The organism is Paenibacillus sp. J22P90, assembly GCF_059692195.1.
This window is the reverse complement of the sequence record NZ_JCAUAY010000011.1, coordinates 173,389-195,028: the sequence shown is the minus strand read 5'-3', so window position 1 is coordinate 195,028 and position 21,640 is coordinate 173,389. Positions and strand designations below refer to the sequence as shown.

Here is a 21,640-nt window from a genome sequence, read left to right as displayed (position 1 = left end):
ATGATGGCGGAGGGGACCCACGCGTTCCCATCTCGAACACGACCGTTAAGCCCTCCAGCGTCGATGGTACTTGAACCGCAGGGTTCTGGGAGAGTAGAACGTTGCCAAGCACGAAGTAAGAGTCTTTCTGGATTTTTTCCAGAAAGACTCTTTTTTTTGCATCTGTAAATGTTGCTTTTTTAACCATACTAATCCTACGAGGAGGGATGACGATGAGGACAACAAGCAGCATGAAATGGATGGGCAGAGTGTGTCTTTGTTCATTAGTCACACTGATGATGAATGGTTGCTCAACCAAAATCGATCAAGTGAAAGAGGAGGCCAATCCACTTCACTCCTTAAGTCTTGTAAGAAGCATGGAGCCTGCGCCCAATCAGGAGCCGCAGAAAATGCCAATAGCAGCAGTTATACCGTCTAATCAAAGGCCTGCAAAGCCACCGACCGTGAAAGGTATTTATGTTTCAGCCTGGTCTTCCGTTGGCAGCAAGTTTGAGCAATTAATACAGCTCGTGGATCATACGGATTTGAACGCGATGGTCATTGATGTAAAGAACGATTCCGGACAGGTGACCTATCCCTCAACGGTTCCTTTAGTTAATGAGATCGGGGCGAATAGCCACGTCATTATACAAGATATGAAAGCAAAGCTGCAGCGTTTGAAACAGAAAAACATTTATACGATTGCACGGCTAGTCGTGTTTAAGGATCCTTATTTAAGTAAGAAGAAAAGCACGTATGCAATGAAAAACAAAGACGGAACTGTTTGGAAGGATGCGAAAGGCATCGCTTGGGTGGATCCTTTTAAAACAGAGGTATGGGACTATAATATTCAGATTGCGTACGAAGTAGCTACGCTGGGGTTCGATGAGATCCAGTTTGATTATGTGAGGTTCCCGGAGAACGGACAGAAGGTGGATCGTGAGGTCCAATTCGATAATCCGCAGGGGCTAAGTAAAGCGCAGGATATTGCAACTTTTTTGCATAAGGCGAAAGAGCAGATCGGCAATAAGGCGTATATTTCAGCAGATGTGTTTGGTTTAACGACGTCGCTGCCCAATGATATGGGGATTGGACAAGACTGGGCGATGATCAGCAAGGAGGTTCATTTTATTTCTCCGATGCTGTATCCGTCACATTATACGACCGGGATTTATGGGGTGAAGCATCCCGATTTGCAGCCCTATGCGATCATTCACCAAGCCATTAATGATGCCAAATGGAAAAATCATCAGTTAGCACAATCGAGTGCCCAGATCGCTCAGATCAGGCCCTGGTATCAGGATTTTACAGCTACTTGGGTGAAGCCGCATAAGAAGTATGGTGATCTGGACGTAAAAGAGCAGATCAAAGCGGCTAGGGAGCAAGGGATTGAGCAGTTCTTGTTGTGGAATCCAAGCAGCACGTACTCCTATCGTTAACGGAATTGACTTATTCAAGGCGAGGGGGAGCTGTGTGCTCTTCCTTTTCCTTGACACCAAAAATAGGCTTTTGTTAAGATTGCAATCATACGAAAGAATGAGCAGAAGCTTATGAATCAAGCTTTCTTCAGATAGAGGGCTTTAAGGAGGATATGTACGCTGTGAGAGAAGACAAGTTTGGCAAGGAAGGTTTAACGTTTGACGATGTGTTGTTAGTGCCGAGAAAGTCTGAAGTGTTCGGTAAGGAGATCGACGTTTCAACACAATTGGCACCAGGAGTGAAATTAAATATCCCTTTCATTAGCTCCGCAATGGATACGGTGACTGAATCAGCATTAGCGATTGCGATGGCACGAGAGGGCGGTATCGGAATTATTCATAAGAATATGCCGATTGAACTGCAAGCCGAGCACGTTGATCGTGTGAAAAGGTCGGAAAGCGGCGTAATCACGAATCCATTCTCATTAACACCTGAGCATCATGTCTATGACGCTGAAGAGTTGATGGCGAAATATCGTATTTCCGGTGTGCCGATTGTCAATGAGGATAATCGTTTGGTTGGGATTTTGACGAACCGCGACTTGCGTTTTGTACATGACTATTCCATTAAAATTAAAGAAGTGATGACACAGGAAGGTCTTGTTACTGCACCAGTAGGAACGACGCTTCAGCAGGCTGAGGGCATCCTTCAGAAACATAAAATCGAGAAACTGCCTTTGGTGGACGAGAATTTTGGTCTTAAAGGGTTAATTACTATTAAAGACATTGAAAAGGCCATTCAATTCCCGAACTCAGCAAAAGATGCTCAAGGCCGCCTACTTGTAGGTGCTGCTGTTGGTGTATCGAAGGACGTGCTGGAGAGAGCGGCAGCGCTTGTTAAGGCTGGAATTGACGTTATCGTTGTAGATTCAGCACATGGTCATCACATTAATATCGCAGAGACTGTGAAAAAGCTTAGAGCCAATTACCCTGATCTTCCGATCATTGCGGGCAACGTGGCAACTGGCGACGGTACACGCGATTTGATTCAAGCTGGTGCGTCCATGGTGAAAGTAGGGATCGGTCCTGGATCGATCTGTACAACACGCGTGATTGCAGGGATTGGTGTTCCGCAAATTACAGCGATTTATGATTGCGCACAAGCTGCAGCTGAGTTTGGAGTGCCGATTATTGCCGATGGCGGTATTAAGTACTCCGGTGATGTGGTGAAAGCCATTGCGGCGGGCGCAAGTGCGGTGATGATCGGTAGTCTTTTTGCAGGGACGGATGAGAGTCCGGGTGAGTCTGAGATTTTCCAAGGACGGAAGTTCAAGGTTTACCGCGGTATGGGCTCCTTAGGTGCTATGAAGGAAGGCAGCAAGGATCGTTACTTCCAAGAAAACGAGAGCAAGCTTGTTCCAGAAGGCATCGAAGGTCGTGTGGCCTACAAAGGGCCAATGGCGGATACGGTGTATCAGCTGGTTGGCGGACTTCGTTCAGGTATGGGGTATTGCGGAGCGCGCAACATTCAAGAACTTATTCATGATACGCAATTTGTTCGTATTACGGGTGCAGGTCTGAAAGAAAGTCATCCGCACGATATCCAAATCACAAAAGAAGCGCCAAACTACTCATTGTAGAATTGTAGATTATAGTTTGTAGAGATGAGAGACTTTTAGCTCCGCTAAAAGATCCCTATGAAGTGGATAAATTTGGAGACGTGGGAGTTGAACCCACGTTTTCTTTTTTTTGTCTAATAGGGTGTGTTACAATATAACGTGTTATAGTGATTAAGGTTATCTAAACATCATTTAGGGAGAGTGAAATTGTGAGATTTTTACGTTTTACAAAGAAAAAGGTTGCTTTGGTGTTAGGTGTTAGCTTAATTGCTCAATCCTTACTTTTACATATACAGCCAACCTATGCAGCAGATGAGAAAAAGCCAGCGGCTTCACCATCGCCTGCAGCGGTGACAACGCCTGCTCCTAATGCGAATACAGCAGCGCCAGCGGTGAATGAACCTCAAGTAGCAGCGAAATCTGCGATTATTATGGAGGCTAGCACGGGAGCTGTGTTGTTCCAGATGAACCCGGATGAGGCTTTCCCGCCAGCAAGTATGGCGAAGATGATGACCGAGTATTTGGCGATGGAGAGTATTAAAGAAGGCAAATTCAAATGGGACTCTCCGGTCACAGCCAGTAAGAATGCGGCCGATGTCATTGGTTCCGGTCAATTAATAGCCGAGAATGAAACACTGACGTTCAAGGATATGTTTAATGCGATGTCCATCTACTCGGCGAATGACGCTTCTGTAGCTTTTGCTGAACTGCTTGGCGGTACGGAAGAGAATTTTGCAAAAATGATGAATGATAAGGCGAAGCAGCTTGGCATGTCTGATAAGGCACATTTTATTAGTGCGACAGGCCTTTCACGTGCTGACCTGAAGAATCCGCCGGCTTCTATTGAGGGAGAAACGAAGATGACCGCACGCGATGCGGCGATTCTGGCCTACAATATTTTGAAGGATCATAAAGAAATTCTTGAGTTTACGAAAATCCCTTCGTTGAAGCTTAGAGCGACAGACAAAACAGCGATGATCAACTGGAACTGGATGCTTGAAGGGAATTCAACAAATACGAATTTTAAAAAGTACGCGTATCAAGGGTTGGACGGCTTGAAAACAGGTTCTACCGACGATGCTGGTTACTGCTTCACGGGAACGGCAGAACGTAACGGAATGCGTATGATTACGGTTGTTATGGGGACGAAGACAGAACCAGAACGTTTCAATGAAACACGCAAGCTGATGGATTACGCATTTAATAATTTTGAGATGAAACCATTCTTGAATGCGAAGCAGCCGATAGATTCTTTGAAAAGTGTGAACATTAAAAAGGGTGTACAAATGGAAGTACCGCTTGTAACGAAAACAGGTCTTACCTTTGTTGCTAGAAAAGGCGCGAAAGATACAGATTTCAAAGTAACTGCAGAGTCTGTTGAAGAGGCTAAGCTTGTAGCTCCAATTGCAAAAGGCGATACGCTTGGTAAGGTGAAAGTGAGCTACAATGGTCAAGAAAAAACTGTAGAATTGATCGCTGATGGTGATGTTGAAAAAGCCAGCTGGATCCGACTGCTGTTCCGCTCCATTAAAAACTTCTTCAGCGATATGTTCAATGGGATTAAAGGCGGCTCTTAGGCCAGAAAATGGGTTGTATATTACCCATCCTTCATGTAAAATTGTTCTTTAGAAGTTTATTATCGAATCGTGTAGGGAACTACACCGAAATTGCATAGAAGCTATAGGAGGAAATAAAGAATGGAAACTGGAACTTCCCGCGTTAAAACAGGTATGGCCGAAATGCAAAAAGGCGGCGTCATTATGGACGTTATGAACGCTGAGCAAGCTAAAATCGCAGAAGCAGCTGGCGCGTCCGCTGTTATGGCGCTTGAGCGCGTACCTGCAGACATCCGTGCTGCTGGTGGCGTATCCCGTATGGCTGACCCAACAATTGTTGAAGATGTGATGAAAGTTGTATCCATTCCAGTTATGGCGAAAGCAAGAATCGGTCACTTCGTTGAAGCGAAGGTTCTTGAATCCCTAGGCGTTGACTATATCGATGAGAGTGAAGTACTAACTCCTGCGGATGAAGTATTCCACATCAACAAACGTGATTTCACTGTACCTTTCGTATGTGGCTGTCGCGATCTTGGCGAAGCATTGCGTCGTATCGGTGAAGGTGCATCCATGCTTCGTACCAAAGGTGAGCCAGGAACAGGAAACATCGTTGAAGCGGTTCGTCACATGCGTCAAATTCAAGGGCAAATCCGTAAAGTTCAAAGCATGTCTTTGGACGAATTGATGTTCGAAGCGAAGACACTTGGCGCTCCTTACGAGTTGATGCTTCAAGTTCACCAAACTGGTAAATTGCCTGTTGTTAACTTCGCAGCTGGCGGTGTTGCTACACCTGCTGACGCGGCGCTTATGATGCACCTTGGTTCTGATGGTGTATTCGTTGGATCTGGTATCTTCAAATCCGATAGCCCAGAGAAATTCGCGAGAGCGATTGTTGAAGCGGTAACGCACTACACAGATTACAAAATGATCGCTGAAATTTCCAAAAACCTAGGTACCCCTATGAAGGGAATCGAAATTTCCAAGCTTCAAGCTTCCGAGCGTATGCAGGAGCGCGGCTGGTAATGACGAAGATTGGGGTTCTCGCGCTGCAAGGCGCGGTAGCGGAGCATATTCGCGGTATTGAAAAGGCGGGCGCAGAAGGTGTCGTTGTTAAACGCACCGAGCAGCTCGCTGAGCTTGATGGCATCATTCTTCCTGGCGGCGAAAGCACAACAATTGGTAAGCTCATGCGTACGTATGGCTTCATTGATGCGCTGCGGGAGTTCTCGGCGGCGGGCAAGCCGATTTTCGGCACCTGCGCAGGGTTGATTGTCATCGCGAAAGAGATCACCGGACAGCCAGAAGCTCATCTTGAGCTGATGGATATTACGGTGGCTCGCAACGCGTTCGGTCGTCAACGCGAAAGCTTTGAGACGGACTTGCCGATTAAAGGCATTGACGAGAACGTTCGCGCGGTATTCATTCGGGCACCATTGATCGAGAAAGTGGGACCAGATGTGGATGTATTGGCCACGTATAACGGCCAGATCGTTGCCGCGCAGCAAGGGCATCTCCTTGCGGCATCGTTCCATCCAGAACTGACGGACGATTTCCGTCTGCACAGTTATTTCCTAGACATGGTCAAGCAACGCCGAGCATAGATAGACGGTTCAAGCACCCCGAGTTAACCGGATTGCCGGTATGGGTGCTTGCTTCCATATACAAACCATTTTGCGCTAATGGAGGAATCTCCTTGTTTGATGTAAAGTTACTTCGAAGTGATTTAGCAGCTGTACAAGCTGCCATGCAAAACCGCGGCAAACAGATCGAGGAGCTGAATGGCTTCACGGAATTAGATCTGAAACGCAGAGAGCTGCTGCAAGAAACGGAGCAGCTGAAAAATCGCCGCAACACCGTATCCCAAGAGGTAGCGGGACGTAAAAGATCCGGTGAAAATGCGGATGAGCTGATTCAAGAAATGAAAGTGGTCGGAGACCGCATTAAAGAGCTCGATGACGAGATTCGTATCTTGGACGAGTCTTTGCAACAAGTTCTGCTCTCCATCCCGAATATGCCTCATGCAAGCGTTCCTGTGGGCCGTACGGAAGAAGAGAACGTGGAAGTGCGCCGCATTGGCGACATTCCGCAGTTCGATTTCGAAGTGAAGCCGCATTGGGAAGTGGCGCAAGATTTAGGCATCCTAGATTTCGAAGCAGCGGCGAAGGTAACGGGTTCGCGTTTCGTGTTCTACAAAGGGCTAGGGGCACGTCTAGAGCGCGCATTGATCAACTTCATGATGGACTTGCACAGCGATGAGCATGGCTATGAAGAAATGTTGCCTCCTTATATCGTGAACCGCGATAGTCTGACGGGAACGGGACAGCTTCCGAAGTTTGAGGAAGATGTGTTCAAGGTCGAGAACTCGGAATATTTCCTGATTCCGACGGCAGAAGTACCGGTCACGAATTATCACCGTGAAGATATTTTAACGACTGACCAGCTGCCGGTTAACTTCGTGGCGTTCAGCGCTTGTTTCCGTTCGGAAGCCGGATCCGCTGGTCGTGATACACGTGGCTTAATCAGACAGCACCAATTCAACAAAATTGAGCTTGTAAAGCTTGTGAAGCCCGAAGACTCCTACGACGAGTTGGAGAAGCTTACAGGGCATGCTGAGCGCGTCCTACAGCTTCTGAAGCTGCCTTATCGCGTGCTGTCACTCTGTACAGGTGATATTGGCTTTACATCGGCGAAGACGTACGATCTGGAAGTATGGCTGCCGAACAGCGGTGCATACCGCGAGATCTCGAGCTGCTCGAATTTCGAGGACTTCCAAGCGCGCAGAGCGAATATTCGCTTCCGCCGCGATGTGAAGGCGAAGCCGGAATTCGTACATACGCTGAACGGATCAGGCTTAGCCTTGGGCCGGACAGTGGCTGCGATTCTTGAAAATTACCAGCAAGCAGACGGTTCGATCATCGTTCCTGACGTGCTTGTTCCTTACATGAACAACGTGAAAGTCATCACAAAAAAATAAGACTTGCATCGAGTTATGTTTATGTGCTACAATGCTTTTTGTCACTGCACAAGGTCGTCTCCCTAATCGGAGACGCCTATCGTGGAGAGGTGGTCGAGTGGTTTAAGGCAGCGGTCTTGAAAACCGCCGAGGTCGCAAGGTCTCCGTGGGTTCGAATCCCACCCTCTCCGTAGCCAAGGTAATACCCAACCAAAAAGTCATGCGATTCTCGAAATCGTGTGGCTTTTTTTGTTTTTAATTTTCGAAGGTTAGCCAAAGGGCTGCTTTACAAAATCTACATCATATTTTAACAAAAAGTGGGTATTTAGTCGCTGGAGCTTTTCTTATAATGGACGAGATCATCCAATATGAGGAGAGTGAATACCCTGTGAAGAAGGTTGGAACGAAGGTAGTCTCGATACTTTTATCCGTGGCAGTCACAATAAGTTCTTTAGCTATAGCCGCTCCAGCAAGCGCTGTGGCTATTACACCAGGAACGCCATATCAGTCGAATGGTACATATGATGTTACGGTGCCGCATGTGTTCATTAATCAGGTGTATGGCGGCGGTCTGCTAAACGATACGGGGAATACGGCGTCCTCGCATGGTTTTATTGAGCTATATAACCCAACGAGCAGTGATATCAGCTTGAATGGCTGGTCACTTCAATATGCAGATCGTGGATCAGATGCGAAAATAGGTCCAACGGGGGATTGGGATAAACTTGATCTTGTCGGCACGATTAAAGCCAAATCTTCGTTCCTCATCCTTGGGAAAGCGACAGGAGCAGCTGCACCGAAGCTGAATTTGACATCGACGTATGATCAACTATGGAGCGAGCGTTTTATTAATAATAAAGGCTTGAAGGTTGTGCTGATGAGCAATCAAACCAAGCTGGATATCGCGAATAAACATCCTTTCGCTAATGATCCTAAACCGGTCGGATATGTGGATATGATAGGTACAGGCAGCAATGACGGAGATAATATCGACATCAAAACAGATATCGATGGATATGAGTATGATTATCCCAAAGGCTCATCAGAAGGTACTTCAAAAAAGATATCCGTACGTCGGAAGACATTAACCGATTCGGATAATAACAAGCTGGATTTCGGGCAGTTCGGGATTTCGGACTCGACTACTCAGGAGTTGGCAGTTAAAGGGCCTAAATATGGCGCATTCGGGCAATGGGACGGTAATGTGTCCGTACTTGGCTATTCGAATGAAACGTTTCCTATCGCCTATGAGCAAGAGTCTTACTCGGTAGCAATGAATGTGTATGGAGGAAGAGCTCCATATACGTTCGCAGCCACAGGATTACCTGCTGGATTAGCTATTAATGCTGTCACCGGTGAAGTCTATGGCAAGCCGACAGAGGTCGTTACCTCTAACGTATACATAAAAGTAACGGATAGTTTGTTAACGCAATATGGCCGCTACTTGACGATGAAGGTGGAGCCCGCTTCTAACCTTTTCAAAGATACGATCAGTATCACGAAGTTGACTGATTTTAAAGTAGGAATTACGAATAAAGACGGCGGTGTCGCCGAGATTGTGAAATACAACAAGGATAACAATAAGTTCTATCTGGTTAATGGCTCGGGGAATCCACCTAGCTTAGATATCGTTCGTTTAGATCTTGTGCAAGGCTTAGTTAAGGAAAAAACGATTAAAGTCAAAGATTTAGTTGAAAATAACGGCTTTCTTTACGGCGACCTGACAAGTGTGGATGTGAATACGACCACCAAGAAAATATCTGTATCTGTGCAAGAGTTAGATTCTAAAAAAGCAGGTAAAATCGTCGTTCTGGATTATGATGGCGCTGTGGTGAAAATGTACGACGCGGGTGTTCAGCCAGATATGATTAAGTCTACAGCGGATGGTCGTTATATTCTGACTGCAAATGAAGGTGAGCCTCGCACGGCTGGCATCGATCCAGAAGGAAGTATAACTATCGTAGATACGATCATGGATAGCGTGACACAATTAAGATTTGCTGATCCTTCCGTCATCGATAATAACGTTCATATTCGCGGTGCTTCTGCCCCAACAACGGGACAGATTACGGGTGAAGGCACGAAGCAGGCTGCTGTTTTTGACTTGGAACCTGAATATATTGCACTTTCTGAGGACAATAGCAAAGCCTATGTATCTTTCCAAGAAAATAATGCGATTGGAACGATTGATTTAGCGACGAAATCGGTTCTCTGGATCAAAGGATTAGGTTTAAAGGATTTGAACTTGCCGCGCAATTCATTAGATCTAGTGAAAGATAATGCCATAAAATTCGAAAATGTACCCTTTTACGGTATGTATATGCCAGATGGCATTGCAAGCCAAACGATCAATGGTGTGCCTTATGTATTTTCTGCTAATGAGGGGGATGTCACGGAATGGCCGGGTGTGAGAGGCAATGGAAGTACGATTGGCGCGATGAAAGGCAGTTTGACGCCTAACTCCCCAGCTGCGCTGTTTTTGGCTGGCAAGACCGCTTATGATGGCGTAGAAGTTGCAAGTGATATGGGATCAGACGGTATCTACTTGTACGGTGGACGTTCCTTCTCGATCTGGCAGGCAAACACAATGACGCCAGTGTATGACAGTGGCAATGAATTTGAAAAAGTCACTGCACAGCGTGTGCCGAATAACTTCAACACGAGTAATAGTAAGACAGCTCTAGACGATCGCAGTTCCAAAAAAGGTCCAGAGCCTGAAGATATTAAAGTAGGAAAAGTGGGCAGTAAAATTCTTGCCTTTGTTGGATTGGAGCGGGTTGGGGGCATCATGACGTATGATGTGACAGATCCGGCTAATGCGAAGTTTGTGAATTATACGAACTCACGTGTGTATACGCCGAAGGACAATTTAGCGACAGACACGGGACCGGAAGGTATTGATTTTATCCCTGCTTCCATTAGCCCTAATGGGAATCCATTGCTGCTCGTTGCCAATGAGGTGGGAGGTACGGTTGCGGTATACCAGCTAAATGTACAACGAATTAGTTTAGATAAGTCCACACTTGCTGTTACCCAAGGAGCGGCTGCAAGCCAACTTACAACAACGGTGACGACGGCAGCAGGAGAAGCTGTAAGTTCGGGCACAGTGACTTGGAAATCATCTAATTCAACGGTTGCTTACGTTAGCGCAGATGGTTTAGTATCCGCACTGAATACGGGTACCGCGGTAATTACAGCCATAAGTCCTGATGGCTACGCAACTGCGGATGTGACGGTTAGTGTATCGTCCAATTCTACATCGTCCAACCCGGGTTCAGGATCTATAATGGAGCCTAGTAAACCAATAACAACGGGAGAAACAACGACGATTACGACGCCAACGGTAAAAGATAGCAAGGGCACGTCTACGGCTAATCTGACTGCCGCTCAGTTATCGAATGCCTTAAAACAGATGTCGGCATCCGCTGAAAAATCATCTATTCTTGAAATTCATGCAGATGTAGACGCGACTTCCAAAGAAGCGGTTATCAAATTACCAACAGAATCGCTCATTCAAATTGCGGGTAGTACTACGACGGAAGTAAAAGTAGGCTTAGGGATTGGTTCTGTGACCTTAGATAAACAGGTGCTGGCAACTATCGCCTCTTCCGCGGCAACGGGTGAAGTATCCCTATCTATTGCGAAAGCAGATCTATCTGCGATTACTCAGGGTATGACGTCACAAGATCGTGAGGCTATAAAAACTGCCGTTGGCGACCGACCGGTCTTTGACTTTACGATTACAGCAGGCGGGCAAACTGTATCAAGCTTCAACGGAGGTACGGTAGAAGTACAAGTACCGTATAAGCCGTCAGGGAATGAGGATACGAACGCCATCATCGCTTATTATATTGCTGATAACGGCGAGCTCGTCAAAGTAACGAATACCTATTTCGATGCAGCTACGGGTACATTGATTTTTAAAGTGAGCCATTTTTCACAATACGCTGTAGGGTATGCACCAATTACGTTTGGCGATACGTCGGGTAGCTTTGCGAAGAGCTATATCACGTATCTGGCCGCTCGTAATATTATCAATGGCACAGCAGAAGGCCAATTTACACCGGGTGCGCAAATTACCCGTGCCGATTTCACATTAATGCTGGCGCGCATGGCTGGCGCGAAGCTAGACGCCTTCAAAACGTCCACCTTCCGCGACGTGAAGGCGGACAGCTATTATGCCCAGTCCGTTCAATGGGCATCCGAGAACGGCCTTACAAGCGGCGTCAGCGAAGGAATCTTCGCGCCGGCTGCCAACATCTCACGTGAGCAAATGGTCACGATGATCGCCAGGTTTGCTGCGCTGCAGAAGCTCAGCTTGCCGCAAGTTGTAGCTGCTGCACCTTTTGCAGACGGTGCAGAGATTCCTGCGTTTGCGGTAGATGCGGCTAAAGCGCTGCAGCAAGCGGGCATTATTTCCGGGAAATCGGGCAATCGTTTCGCGCCGAAGGATGTGGCTTCGCGCGAAGAAGCGGCGAAGATGCTTGGTATGCTCCTTCAGCAAATCGCTAAATAAAGCATTGCGAAAAGCACTTATTCACTCAGCACGAATTCGATTCGTGCCAGTGATTAGGTGTTTTTTTACATGGATAAAACATAGGCGGCTTCCGCATTTTAATCATGTGGAGGTGTTACCTATGAGCAAATCAGATAAGCCTAGCGTGGATCAAGCTGAAATCGTGAAAGAGTGGGTGTGGGTTATGCCCACCGTTCTGCAGACTGCCGATCAAACAAAAGTTTGGGCAGATGAGGGCGATGCGGATGCCATCCGTGTGCACATTTTGACGGCTGGGCATACCGGCTATTCGTTTGATTTTAAAGTAACGTATGTGGATGCGAGAGAAGTGAAGGTTGAACTCATCGATGTACAGCAAGGGACGACGCATATTGACGAACGCGGTGATGTCGTACAGTCGTTAATCGACGATTACGTGCGGCATATTCATGAGTGTGCGCAGGCTTTGCAGAAGGTCACCAACGCTTAAGTAAGAAGGAGGACACCTTGATGACGAAGCAAAAGAGTCCGGATAAAAACCTGCAAAATGTAGCGAAAGATCTGGATAGCAATCCGGCTAACGCTCATAATGCGCAGCAAATCCAGCAGAAGGTTAACGACCATAGGCATCAGGATGCTCTAAATCACGAAGGAACAAACTCGTAAATGAGAGGATGAGGAGACATGTCTAAACCTAAAAATTATTCCGCAGGCGACAATCTTGTTAATAATGGCAATGTAAAGAACCGTAATAATCCGGGCGGTAATCAAGAGCCCTTGTCTGGTTCTAAGAAAGTGAAGAATCAGAATCATCACGGCGGACACGCTGCGGAAGGCCATGGGCACGGCGGATAACAGGCAACGAAATTTTTTAATAAAAGCATGATTAAAAAAACGCAAATCGGTCATACTATTATTGTCGGCAAGCAGAGAGGTGTGGTTCCGTTGGAGCAATTAGCGAAAGCGAAACAACCATTGCAAAGAGGACTTTTCTACCTGTTATAATCAGGCTGGAGGGCGATGTGCTAAAGACACTTACCGTGTTTTATACGCAGATTTAACTTAAGTTTTATGTGTAACAAGGTTCAAAGAAATATCATCAATGCCGACGAAAAAAGAACCCTTAGGGGTTCTTTTTTTCTATGTCTATAAGGTTGCGATTGCATTCGCAATCGTAGTTTAAATCAGTAACCGATATTCATCAAGCTTTTGCGACAAACCATTAACCTTTCATCGCACCAATCGTGATTCCTTGTGTAAAATGCTTCTGGAAGTAAAGGAAAACGGCAAGCACCGGAATCGTCGCAATAACGGCGCCGGCCATGGCTACGCCATAGTTCATTTCATTCTCGATCGTACTCTGTGCGATCTTGATGCCGAGCGGCAGCGTAAACAATTCTTTCTTCGTCAACACGATCAACTGCCAGACGTAATCATTCCACGTAGAAACGAACGTGAAGATCGCGAGTACGGCAAGGCCAGGCAGGGCAAGCGGCAAAATAATGCGCCAATAAATACTGAACTCGTTGCAGCCGTCGATGCGTCCGGACTCGATCAGTGCTGTCGGCAGTGTCTGAATGAACTGCTTAATTAAGAACACGCCGAACGGCCACGAGACGGCCGGCAGGATGACGCCTAAATAAGAATTGATCAGCTTGAAGTCAATCAAGATCTGGTATAGCGGAATAAATAGTACGGCATGAGGCAGCGACATTGCGGCGACGATCAGGACGAACACGGGCTTGCTCGATTTGAAGTTGATTTTAGCGAGAGCATAGCCGGCAAGTGAACTACACAGCAGCACGAGAAAGGTTGTCGCTAGCGTCACGAGTAAACTGTTGCCGAACCACCGCAGGATCGGATAGTCATCAAAAATATGTGCGTAGTTAAGGAACGACGGCGTCTTTGGAAACCATTCCGGCGGAATTTGCATGGATACACGCAAATTTTTAAATGAACCACTGACCATCCAGTAGAATGGCCACAGGAAGAACAGGGCTGCAAGCAGCAAAATTGTATTGGATACCCATCGCAAAGGGCTTGTTTTCTTCATCTTGCACATCCTCCTCCTAATATTCAATGTCCGACTTGAGCGCACGGAATTGGACGAGTGCGATCAAACCGATCAATAGGCAGAGTATGATGCCCATAGCATTTGCCAAACCATAATTCAAGTTTTTGAAGGCTTCGGTATAAATCAGCATCAGAATGGTTGTCGTTTTATAAGCCGGACCGCCGCCCGTCAGCAGCAAAATAATGGCGAATACTTGGAACGCGCCGATCGTACCGGTGACAATAACATACAGTAAGCTTGGTCTAAGCAGTGGCAGCGAAATGCGAAAGAACGTATCGCGGCCTTTAGCCCCGTCCATGTACGCAGATTCATACAAATCTTTCGGTATACCGTTCAAGCCAGCGCTTAACACGACGACCGAACCGCCAAGTGCGAGCGTAATCATAATAATGGATAAGGACATAACGCCGTACTCGGCTCCAAGCCAGTTGACCGGCTCAATACCGAACTTCTTGAGCGCGAAGTTAGCGATCCCGAATTGATTGTTATACATGTATTCCCATACCATGGTCAAGCTGACAGCCGATGTAACGCCGGGAATATAGAATGCCGCTTTAAAGAAGGACTGCTTGAAGTGAGACATGTTCTGAATGCCCACCGCGATTAGGAGCGAAACAGCTGTCACGGAAGGTACGATAATGACCACGAACATAATTGTATTCTTAATGGCCAAAAGGAACGTTTCATTGTGGAATAATTCGATGTAGTTGTGAAACCAATCAAAGTAATAATGTCTGAAGTCGAACGCATACATGCTCATACGGATTGCTTTAGCGATTGGATAGAAAAGAAAGGTGACGAAAAACAGCATCATCGGCAGTATAAACAGCCAACCAGTCACTTCTCTTCTCGCCGTCGCGTTCATACGCCGGTAGAGTGCTTTCATCATCGTCCCCATCCTTTGCAATAATTATGGGAAGGGCGGGGGCATAGCAAAGAATTCGTCTCTGCATGAGTCCTCCCGCCCGTTTGGAAGCTTGTTATATCTATTTCTTATACTTGGTGATAATGTCGTTATTCTTCTTGGCAATCGCATCGAGCGTTTGCTTAGGTGTCGATTGCTTGATGAACATCTTCTGCATCTCTGGGAACATCGCTGCTCTCATCTCGCCGTAGCCAACAACACCCCAGCCTGGATCGATAACCGGCCAGTCTCCGGCTTTCGTTACGTTTTTGTTGAAGAAGTCAAGCTCCTTGTCATCCTTCGTCCAAACAACGTCTTTACCAAATACGTGGAACACCTTGCCGCCGCGGTACGGGAGGTCGGTTTGCTGCCACATCCAAGCGAGGAACTTCTTACTCCATTCCACTTTCGTCGCGTCGGAGTTTTTGAATACGGCACCGTTACCAAATTCCATCTTCAGAGCGGACTTGCCAGGCATTGTAGACGGGAAGTTAACCAATTGATAGTTAATCGGCTTGGTTGCAGTTCCATCGACGAGCGCTTGCGCGATACCGGTTAAAGTACCTGCGGATGCAACAAGAATACCGTTCTTGCGTTGTTTGAAATAGTCACCGGCATTGACTGCCGATACCGTTTCGGGATGCGGTGTGACAAGGCCTTCGTCAACTAGCGACTGGAAGAATTTAAGCGCTTCTTCGGATTTTGGATCCTCCGCGGCGACATATTTGGAATAATCCTCATTGAACAATTTAGCGCCAAAAGCAAAAATGGTGTTGTTGTACAGTTGGTCTCCTGTCTCATTAAGACCGAACATTGTCAGGCCATAGATGCCTTTGTCTTTGTTAGCGACCGCTTTCATAGCAGCTTTGAATTGTTCTGGGGTCCATGTGCGGAATTCGTCCTGCGGCAGCAGGTTAGCAGCGCCGGCTTCTTCCCATAGTGATTTGTTGACCAACAACGCTACTGGGCTTGTTGAGTACGGCATGATCATCATGTTGCCGTTAATCGCAGTCATCTTCATTAGCATTGGGTTCTTTGTAAATTTATCCATATCTTCTTTCGGAATAACATCATTCAATGGTTCAATGGCGCCCAGCTGTGCCCATGGAAGTACGCGGCCGCCGTAATCGAAGATGATGTTCGGCGTCGTCTTCGCTGCCATTGCCGCTGAGACCTTCTCGTTAATTCCATCCCAAGGAAGCGTTTCAGGCTTAATCTTGATTGTTGGGTGAAGTTTGTTCCATTCTGGAATCAGGTATTGCGTTACCCAATCGTCTTTGTCTGTCGCATTAAGCTTAAGCTGCGGCGGCATCCAAATATTGAGCTCAATGCTCGGTTCCGCTTTCGTGGTAGGTGCCGTGGAAGCTGCTGCAGTTGCTGTTGTCGTCGATGTGGATGCTGTAGGACTGCTGGTAGCTGATCCTCCACTGCTGTTACTGCAGCCTGCTACTACAGTCAGCGCTAACGTACCCATTAGCGAAACGTGTGCGGCTTTTGATTTAAGTGCATTTCCTAACCAACTCATACACCTTCGACCTCCCTATGAGATTTATGAAAACGATGGAATCGCTGTCCCGATTCCGACTTCACCATAGCACCCGCAAGCTCGTGAATATAAGGGGAATTATTCAAGAAAGGAGGGGGATATTTGAAGATTCACTCCCCATATTTAAATTTTCTATGTTTTATTAGTAAATTGACCTGATCTAAGAGATGGCCTCATTGTTGAAGGAGACTAACCTCCATCGCAGGGCTGCGATCAAAGCCTGTTACAATCCCATTCTTTCGGAATTGCGACGGGGTCAGGCCGGTTTTCTCTTTGAACCAAATGCCGAAATAGTGCGAATCCAAATATCCAACCGAGGCCGCAATCTCCTTCACTTTGAGCACGGTACCCTTGAGTTGATCCTTCGCCTTATTCAAACGAAGATCGCCGAGGAACTCGATGAAGTTCCTGCCGGTCTCTTTCTTGAATAATTGACTGAAATATCCGGCGTGAAGTCCTAGGGCGTCGGCGACGAATTCTGTACTAAGATCCGGATTGTTATATTCTTTTTCAATAATAGCGATCGCCTTTTGGATCTTCGGATTGAGTGGAACCTGAGCGCGTTTGTGCATAGCGCCGATAAACACGGCGATTGTGCGCTCTAGCTCTTTCATTCTCGCTTTAATGGAAAGCTCAGCTTGGAAGCTGCCTGTAAACTCCCTGCCGAACCACTCCTCCGGCTGTTCGCCTTGCTTAAGCACGGTTTTGCATAGATGTGAGTAGATCGTGTTGATGAAAATCATGATCGAGGCTGGCTTCACTTTGCTGCTGACCACATAATCTTCGAATTCGGCAAGCACTTGCCCACATTTCTCGAGATCGGTCGTTTCAATATAGTGAAGAAGCCGGCTTTCGTACGTTTCCGGATAAGACACCTGCCACAGCTGCGAATCGATATAGCTGAAGCCCATAAAATCGGAATGGTTATAGAGACGATATTGCATCAGCTGCTTCGCTTCTTCGAACGATTGCTTAACAAAGTAAACCTCATCGTACGGATTGCCGAAATAGGCGTGCACAAGCGGGCTGTTGTCATCTAGCCGGACGGCTTCCGCCAGCTCGCCGACGATGCGCTGCGATTCCTGCTCGTTATCGTTGAAGATGACACAGAATCGTTCCGGCGCAAGCTGGATGTAGGAGAAGGCATGCAGCACCGAGTATTTGGTCAGCTCATCCTGAAAGTTCCGGATGAACGAATCATCGTCGTCTAGCTGGTCACCGCTGCTTCTTCCGATATCAAGGATCGCCACCTGGAAGAACGGCTGCTGTAGCGGCAGGCCGATCTTGCTATTAATTCGTTTGATTTCGTCGCTGCTTAAGTTCCCTTCTAGCAGTGAACGGATCAGCTTCTCACGCTGCAGCGGCAGGGAGTCGCGGATACGCTCGACCATGTCGTTGAAGCTTTCACCGAGAAGTCCGATTTCGTCGCGCGATTGAGCACGGAATGAGACATTCAGGTTGCCGTACTTCACTTCCCGATGCAGCCGTGACAGCTTGTGCAGCGGTCTGGCGATGGAGCGGGAAATAATTTGCGAGAGCAGTGCGACCAGCGTGAACGTGCATACGAAAACGATGACCCATATTTTATTCATAAACCCGATCACGTGGAATAGCTTCTTCTCCTCCAGCGCATACATGAATATCCAACCGGTGGCAGGATGCTTAACGTAGGTCACGATATAGCGTTCATCGTTCATTTCCTTGGCGTAATGGCCCTCACTGGCGCTTATTTGTTCGTCATTTATTTGTAGTGAAAAGCCGGATCTGCCTGTTAGCTGCGCCCCTTTATCATCTAAGATCGTGTAGTCTCCTTCGGCTTGTTCGCTGGAGCTAAAATAGCTGTTCATCACTTCCGGAGATACCGATATCACAATAAAACCGAGTGGCTTCATCGTACTTGTGCTAATAATGGCGCGAACTAGGCTAATCGTCTTGGAGTCGTTGACCCAATCAGTAATCAGCCAATAGTTTTGCGCGCTTGATGTGTTAGCCTGCCGGTACCAATACTGTTCGGAAACGTCTTTGGCCAGCAGCTGGGTGGACAGCCTATCCTGACTCATTGTGAACGAGAACAAATTTTTGAAATTGTCGATGATGAAGATCGAGTTGAGACCGATGTTGTTCAGCTGGGTTCGTTTGAGCAGATCATTGATGTGATTGTATGCCTGAAGTCTCTCATAGGACGGCAGCTGATTGACATCGGAGGAAAAATAGCTTTGAATAGCGGGGTTATAAACGATGGAGGAAGCAGCGGAGTCGACCGCTTTCAGATAGCTGTCTAGATTCATTTGAAACGCTTTTAAATTCAGCATCGCCGAGCTCGTTTCTTTTTCGATCAAAATATTTTTGTACATCATGACCGTGATGGATGAGAAGATCGACAACGCCAGAAGACATACGAATGAAAAGGAAAAGATTAATTTGAAATGAAGCTTCATATTGCGAATTGGCGAAAAAATTCGGCTTGCCATGCAATCCCCCCGTTTTTTCGTCTATATTGGGTGTACTTTACCTTAGCGCTTCGCGTAATAGTTTAGTTGTGAGATCAACAATTGACCTGACACCGGCTCATAAAATGGCTTACCGTCCCGGACACCGGCTGTACCGTATCCGCTTTCCGTACAAATAAAGCTGCGAAAATCGCCAGCTATGCTGGGGGCAATTGAGAGATTCTGTTCCAGGGCATCGTAGCGGATCCCTGACATGGCCTGCAGCAGTGCGTAGGACGCCATCGCTCTAGCATACCAGTGGCCGCACTCGTACTCATCGAATGGGTTGCGCAGCCGCCCGTCGAAGCGGTCACGACAAGTCCGCACGATGTCGAGCCCTTCCTCCACGCAGCCGATCGCCAGCAAGTGGGATGCGACTTGGTACTCAATGCCGGTCCATACCTCGTCGCTGTAAACAAAAGGTAAGGATGGCTTGTTGCCCCGTGGCCATGTGCAGATGAGCAGGCCCCCGTCATGCCCCAGCGCATAACCGGAGCGCTGCGGGTTCGCGTGATCGGTTAAATCGCGCCGCATATTGTGGCGGTAGACGCTAAGCAGATGGCTCTTCACCTTCGCAGGGTCGATAATGTCTGGTAATCCGCACATATGCGCCAGCCAAGCACCGATGACGCCGTCTGACAAGCAGCCTGTCGCATATTGATATTTCGGTCCCTCTGTATAAAAAAGTTCGCGTGCCTCTGGCGAATAGGCGACCTCCCAGGCTGCCTTCACTTCGACGTCCAATGGTGACGGTGACCTAAGTCCTTCCCACCTCACCTGCTGCTCGAAATATTCGCCATTGAACAGCATTTCCTCCAAATAAACGCGGCCTTTCATATATAGCTCATCATATAGCTCTGCTGGTTCCTCAAGCTCATGCGCCATCATTGTTGCCGCTTTGAGCGCCCCGACATACATCGAGCAACACATGCCATCAGGTCCCCAGAACTCGATATCATACGTGTTATGATGCGGTTCGACGATCGTCCCTGTCTGATCGGGGTCCCACGTATCGATGCAGTAGGCCAAGCTGTCTTTCACCTTAGGCCACATTTCGCGCAGCCATGCGGTGTTGCCGCTTATCCGCCATTCCCGGTACATCTTCATGATGCCGCCAAGCTGTCCGTCAGCGGCGGAGTACGTATACTGCCCGAGAATCGGCCGGATCGGCAGCGGAATGCGATACGTTTGGAAGCCGAACTCATCCTGGCCCTCGTGAAACTCCGACTGGCGGAGACTGCGTTCTAGCTCAGGGAACAAATGAGCGAATGTATGTGCGTAGTTCCATACGTGCGTGCACGAGCCGAAACAGCTGCCTTCCTTAAGGGCCACGCCTTCCCAACCCCAAAGTCGACCATCTGTTTGCCTCATCACTGTCGGCGATTTGAGAATGGTCAAATTGGCGGATACCGCTTCAATAACCTCATCCGGCAGCGTCGAATTGTAGAAGCAGCGGGTAAACTTCTCGGTTTCACCGTGCAGGAAGTCGTACCGCTGTCGCCAATCGTCGGCAACCTCGAATATATCGTTGTACTTGCCCGCATACCAAGGACGGTAGCATTCGTCGCCGCTAGCCCGCGATGTCTCGTCGTCTAGTGCCGGTTGACCCGCTTCCCAGGGGTAGTCGACCCGCAGATTGCTATCCGGCACGTACCAGGATAGCTGCAAACGCACCGTGCGGGATTGCTTCGCTTCCAGCCGGAACGGCAGGAACAAACTTGCCCCCGGGCTGGGCATGCCGTCTGTAACCGGAGCTGATTCCAACACCGCACCCTCTGTAATCGCTTTCCATAGCATGGAGCGGGCATCATAGTAACCGCCGCGGAACCAGGTATGGTGCACCTTGACCCCGTCCTCAGCGACAACGGCGGCGAATGCACCTCGTTCCCAGGGCTTCCCGTCCAGCGCTGGCTGGTCCAGCACGAAGCCTCCCGAGAGCGGCAATATCGTATGATTGCCTGAACCGCTGCTCATGAAATGGGATGCGTGAAACGAGTACACCAGTTCGAGTGCTTCGTCGCATTCATTATGAAACTCGTATTCGAGTGCAGCGACAGGCAAGCTGGAATTGTCCGCATGCGGTGGTGTAAACGGACTCCAGCCTGTAACCGTCACACGAACAGGCACCGCACGGTCCGTCAGTTCTACCAATGCGAACGGAAACTTCGCTTGAAAGCTGCTGTCCGCGAACCGCGGCAGTCCATAGTGCTTGCTGCCCCAGCCTTTGCCATCGTTGGGACGGTCGAATACTTTCCAGGACGGCACCGCGCCCTCCAAAACTTTGGCGATCGTTGCTTCGCCACGTTGTATACTAACCGCCGAGAACATCGTTGGCTCTAGAGTCAAATCAGGAGCGTTCCGCAGCGAAATGTGCGATAGCGCTCCCGTACCCTCGATACATAATGAGCCAGCTCCAACGCCCCCGAGCGGGTACGCGATTCTGGCGTTCTTGCCGTGTTCGTAAATGCCGTTATACGACCTAACCGTCATGGGTGTTGCCCCCTTTGATGAAGGTGTATTTGGAATTATGGTACTTTAATCGTACAAGATCGCTAGGCATATTACACCATGAAAATATGAAGGTAACCGTTAAATTTTGTAGGGTCG

At 47.9% G+C, this 21,640-nt stretch carries 16 protein-coding genes, 1 tRNA gene and 1 rRNA gene; 13 read left to right on the top strand and 5 right to left on the bottom strand.

Features of this window, described 5'->3' with window-relative positions; all coding sequences use genetic code 11:
• From rrf to AC58UX_RS28170, 13 genes are all read left to right on the top strand, one after another.
• Positions 1-110: ribosomal RNA gene (rrf, locus tag AC58UX_RS28230) — 5S ribosomal RNA — on the top strand; the annotation flags it as partial.
• A gap of 102 nt (positions 111-212) precedes the next feature.
• Positions 213-1,418: a putative glycoside hydrolase gene (locus AC58UX_RS28225; RefSeq protein WP_497258958.1), complete on the top strand. Its 1,206-nt coding sequence runs from the start codon at positions 213-215 to the stop codon at positions 1,416-1,418.
• Between the two features lie 161 nt (positions 1,419-1,579).
• The gene (gene guaB / locus AC58UX_RS28220) at positions 1,580-3,037 is read left to right on the top strand and encodes an IMP dehydrogenase (protein ID WP_497258956.1); all 1,458 of its coding nucleotides are present in this window, start codon (positions 1,580-1,582) and stop codon (positions 3,035-3,037) included.
• Positions 3,038-3,225: 188 nt separating this feature from the next.
• Complete coding sequence (locus tag AC58UX_RS28215; RefSeq protein WP_497258954.1) at positions 3,226-4,593, top strand: D-alanyl-D-alanine carboxypeptidase family protein; 1,368 nt, start codon at positions 3,226-3,228, stop codon at positions 4,591-4,593.
• Between the two features lie 120 nt (positions 4,594-4,713).
• Positions 4,714-5,595 (top strand): pyridoxal 5'-phosphate synthase lyase subunit PdxS, encoded by an 882-nt coding sequence (gene pdxS / locus AC58UX_RS28210; protein ID WP_497258952.1) that lies wholly within the window; start codon positions 4,714-4,716, stop codon positions 5,593-5,595.
• Entirely contained in the window at positions 5,595-6,173 is a 579-nt protein-coding gene (gene pdxT, locus AC58UX_RS28205) for a pyridoxal 5'-phosphate synthase glutaminase subunit PdxT (RefSeq protein ID WP_497258950.1), read from the top strand. Before pdxS ends, pdxT begins: the two co-directional genes overlap by 1 nt.
• Positions 6,174-6,265: 92 nt before the next feature.
• Entirely contained in the window at positions 6,266-7,546 is a 1,281-nt protein-coding gene (serS, locus tag AC58UX_RS28200) for a serine--tRNA ligase (RefSeq protein WP_497258948.1), read from the top strand.
• A gap of 83 nt (positions 7,547-7,629) precedes the next feature.
• Positions 7,630-7,716: transfer RNA gene (locus tag AC58UX_RS28195), tRNA-Ser, on the top strand.
• Between the two features lie 158 nt (positions 7,717-7,874).
• Positions 7,875-12,041 (top strand): choice-of-anchor I family protein, encoded by a 4,167-nt coding sequence (locus AC58UX_RS28190; RefSeq protein WP_497258946.1) that lies wholly within the window; start codon positions 7,875-7,877, stop codon positions 12,039-12,041.
• 121 nt (positions 12,042-12,162) lie between these two features.
• Positions 12,163-12,510 carry a hypothetical protein gene (locus AC58UX_RS28185; RefSeq protein ID WP_497258944.1) on the top strand — a complete coding sequence of 116 codons (348 nt, stop codon included), beginning with the start codon at positions 12,163-12,165 and terminating at the stop codon, positions 12,508-12,510.
• Between the two features lie 20 nt (positions 12,511-12,530).
• Entirely contained in the window at positions 12,531-12,686 is a 156-nt protein-coding gene (locus AC58UX_RS28180) for a hypothetical protein (RefSeq protein WP_497258942.1), read from the top strand.
• Between the two features lie 18 nt (positions 12,687-12,704).
• A complete protein-coding gene (locus AC58UX_RS28175) occupies positions 12,705-12,875 on the top strand; it encodes a small acid-soluble spore protein P (protein ID WP_497258940.1) in 171 nt (56 codons plus the stop codon).
• A 27-nt stretch (positions 12,876-12,902) separates the two neighbouring features.
• On the top strand, positions 12,903-13,025 hold the full coding sequence (locus AC58UX_RS28170; RefSeq protein ID WP_497258938.1) for a hypothetical protein: 123 nt from the start codon (positions 12,903-12,905) through the stop codon (positions 13,023-13,025).
• A 217-nt stretch (positions 13,026-13,242) separates the two neighbouring features.
• On the opposite strand, the gene AC58UX_RS28165 is transcribed toward AC58UX_RS28170, so the two are convergent.
• The 5 genes from AC58UX_RS28165 to AC58UX_RS28145 form a co-directional block, all read right to left on the bottom strand.
• Positions 13,243-14,073, bottom strand: coding sequence for a carbohydrate ABC transporter permease (locus tag AC58UX_RS28165; protein WP_497258936.1), 831 nt, complete (start codon positions 14,071-14,073; stop codon positions 13,243-13,245).
• Positions 14,074-14,089: 16 nt separating this feature from the next.
• Entirely contained in the window at positions 14,090-14,983 is an 894-nt protein-coding gene (locus AC58UX_RS28160) for a carbohydrate ABC transporter permease (protein WP_497258934.1), read from the bottom strand.
• Between the two features lie 97 nt (positions 14,984-15,080).
• A complete protein-coding gene (locus tag AC58UX_RS28155) occupies positions 15,081-16,523 on the bottom strand; it encodes an extracellular solute-binding protein (RefSeq protein WP_497258932.1) in 1,443 nt (480 codons plus the stop codon).
• 194 nt (positions 16,524-16,717) lie between these two features.
• Positions 16,718-19,015 (bottom strand): helix-turn-helix domain-containing protein, encoded by a 2,298-nt coding sequence (locus tag AC58UX_RS28150; RefSeq protein WP_497258930.1) that lies wholly within the window; start codon positions 19,013-19,015, stop codon positions 16,718-16,720.
• A gap of 42 nt (positions 19,016-19,057) precedes the next feature.
• Positions 19,058-21,523 carry a GH116 family glycosyl hydrolase gene (locus AC58UX_RS28145; protein ID WP_497258928.1) on the bottom strand — a complete coding sequence of 822 codons (2,466 nt, stop codon included), beginning with the start codon at positions 21,521-21,523 and terminating at the stop codon, positions 19,058-19,060.
• Between the last annotated feature and the right edge of the window lie 117 nt (positions 21,524-21,640).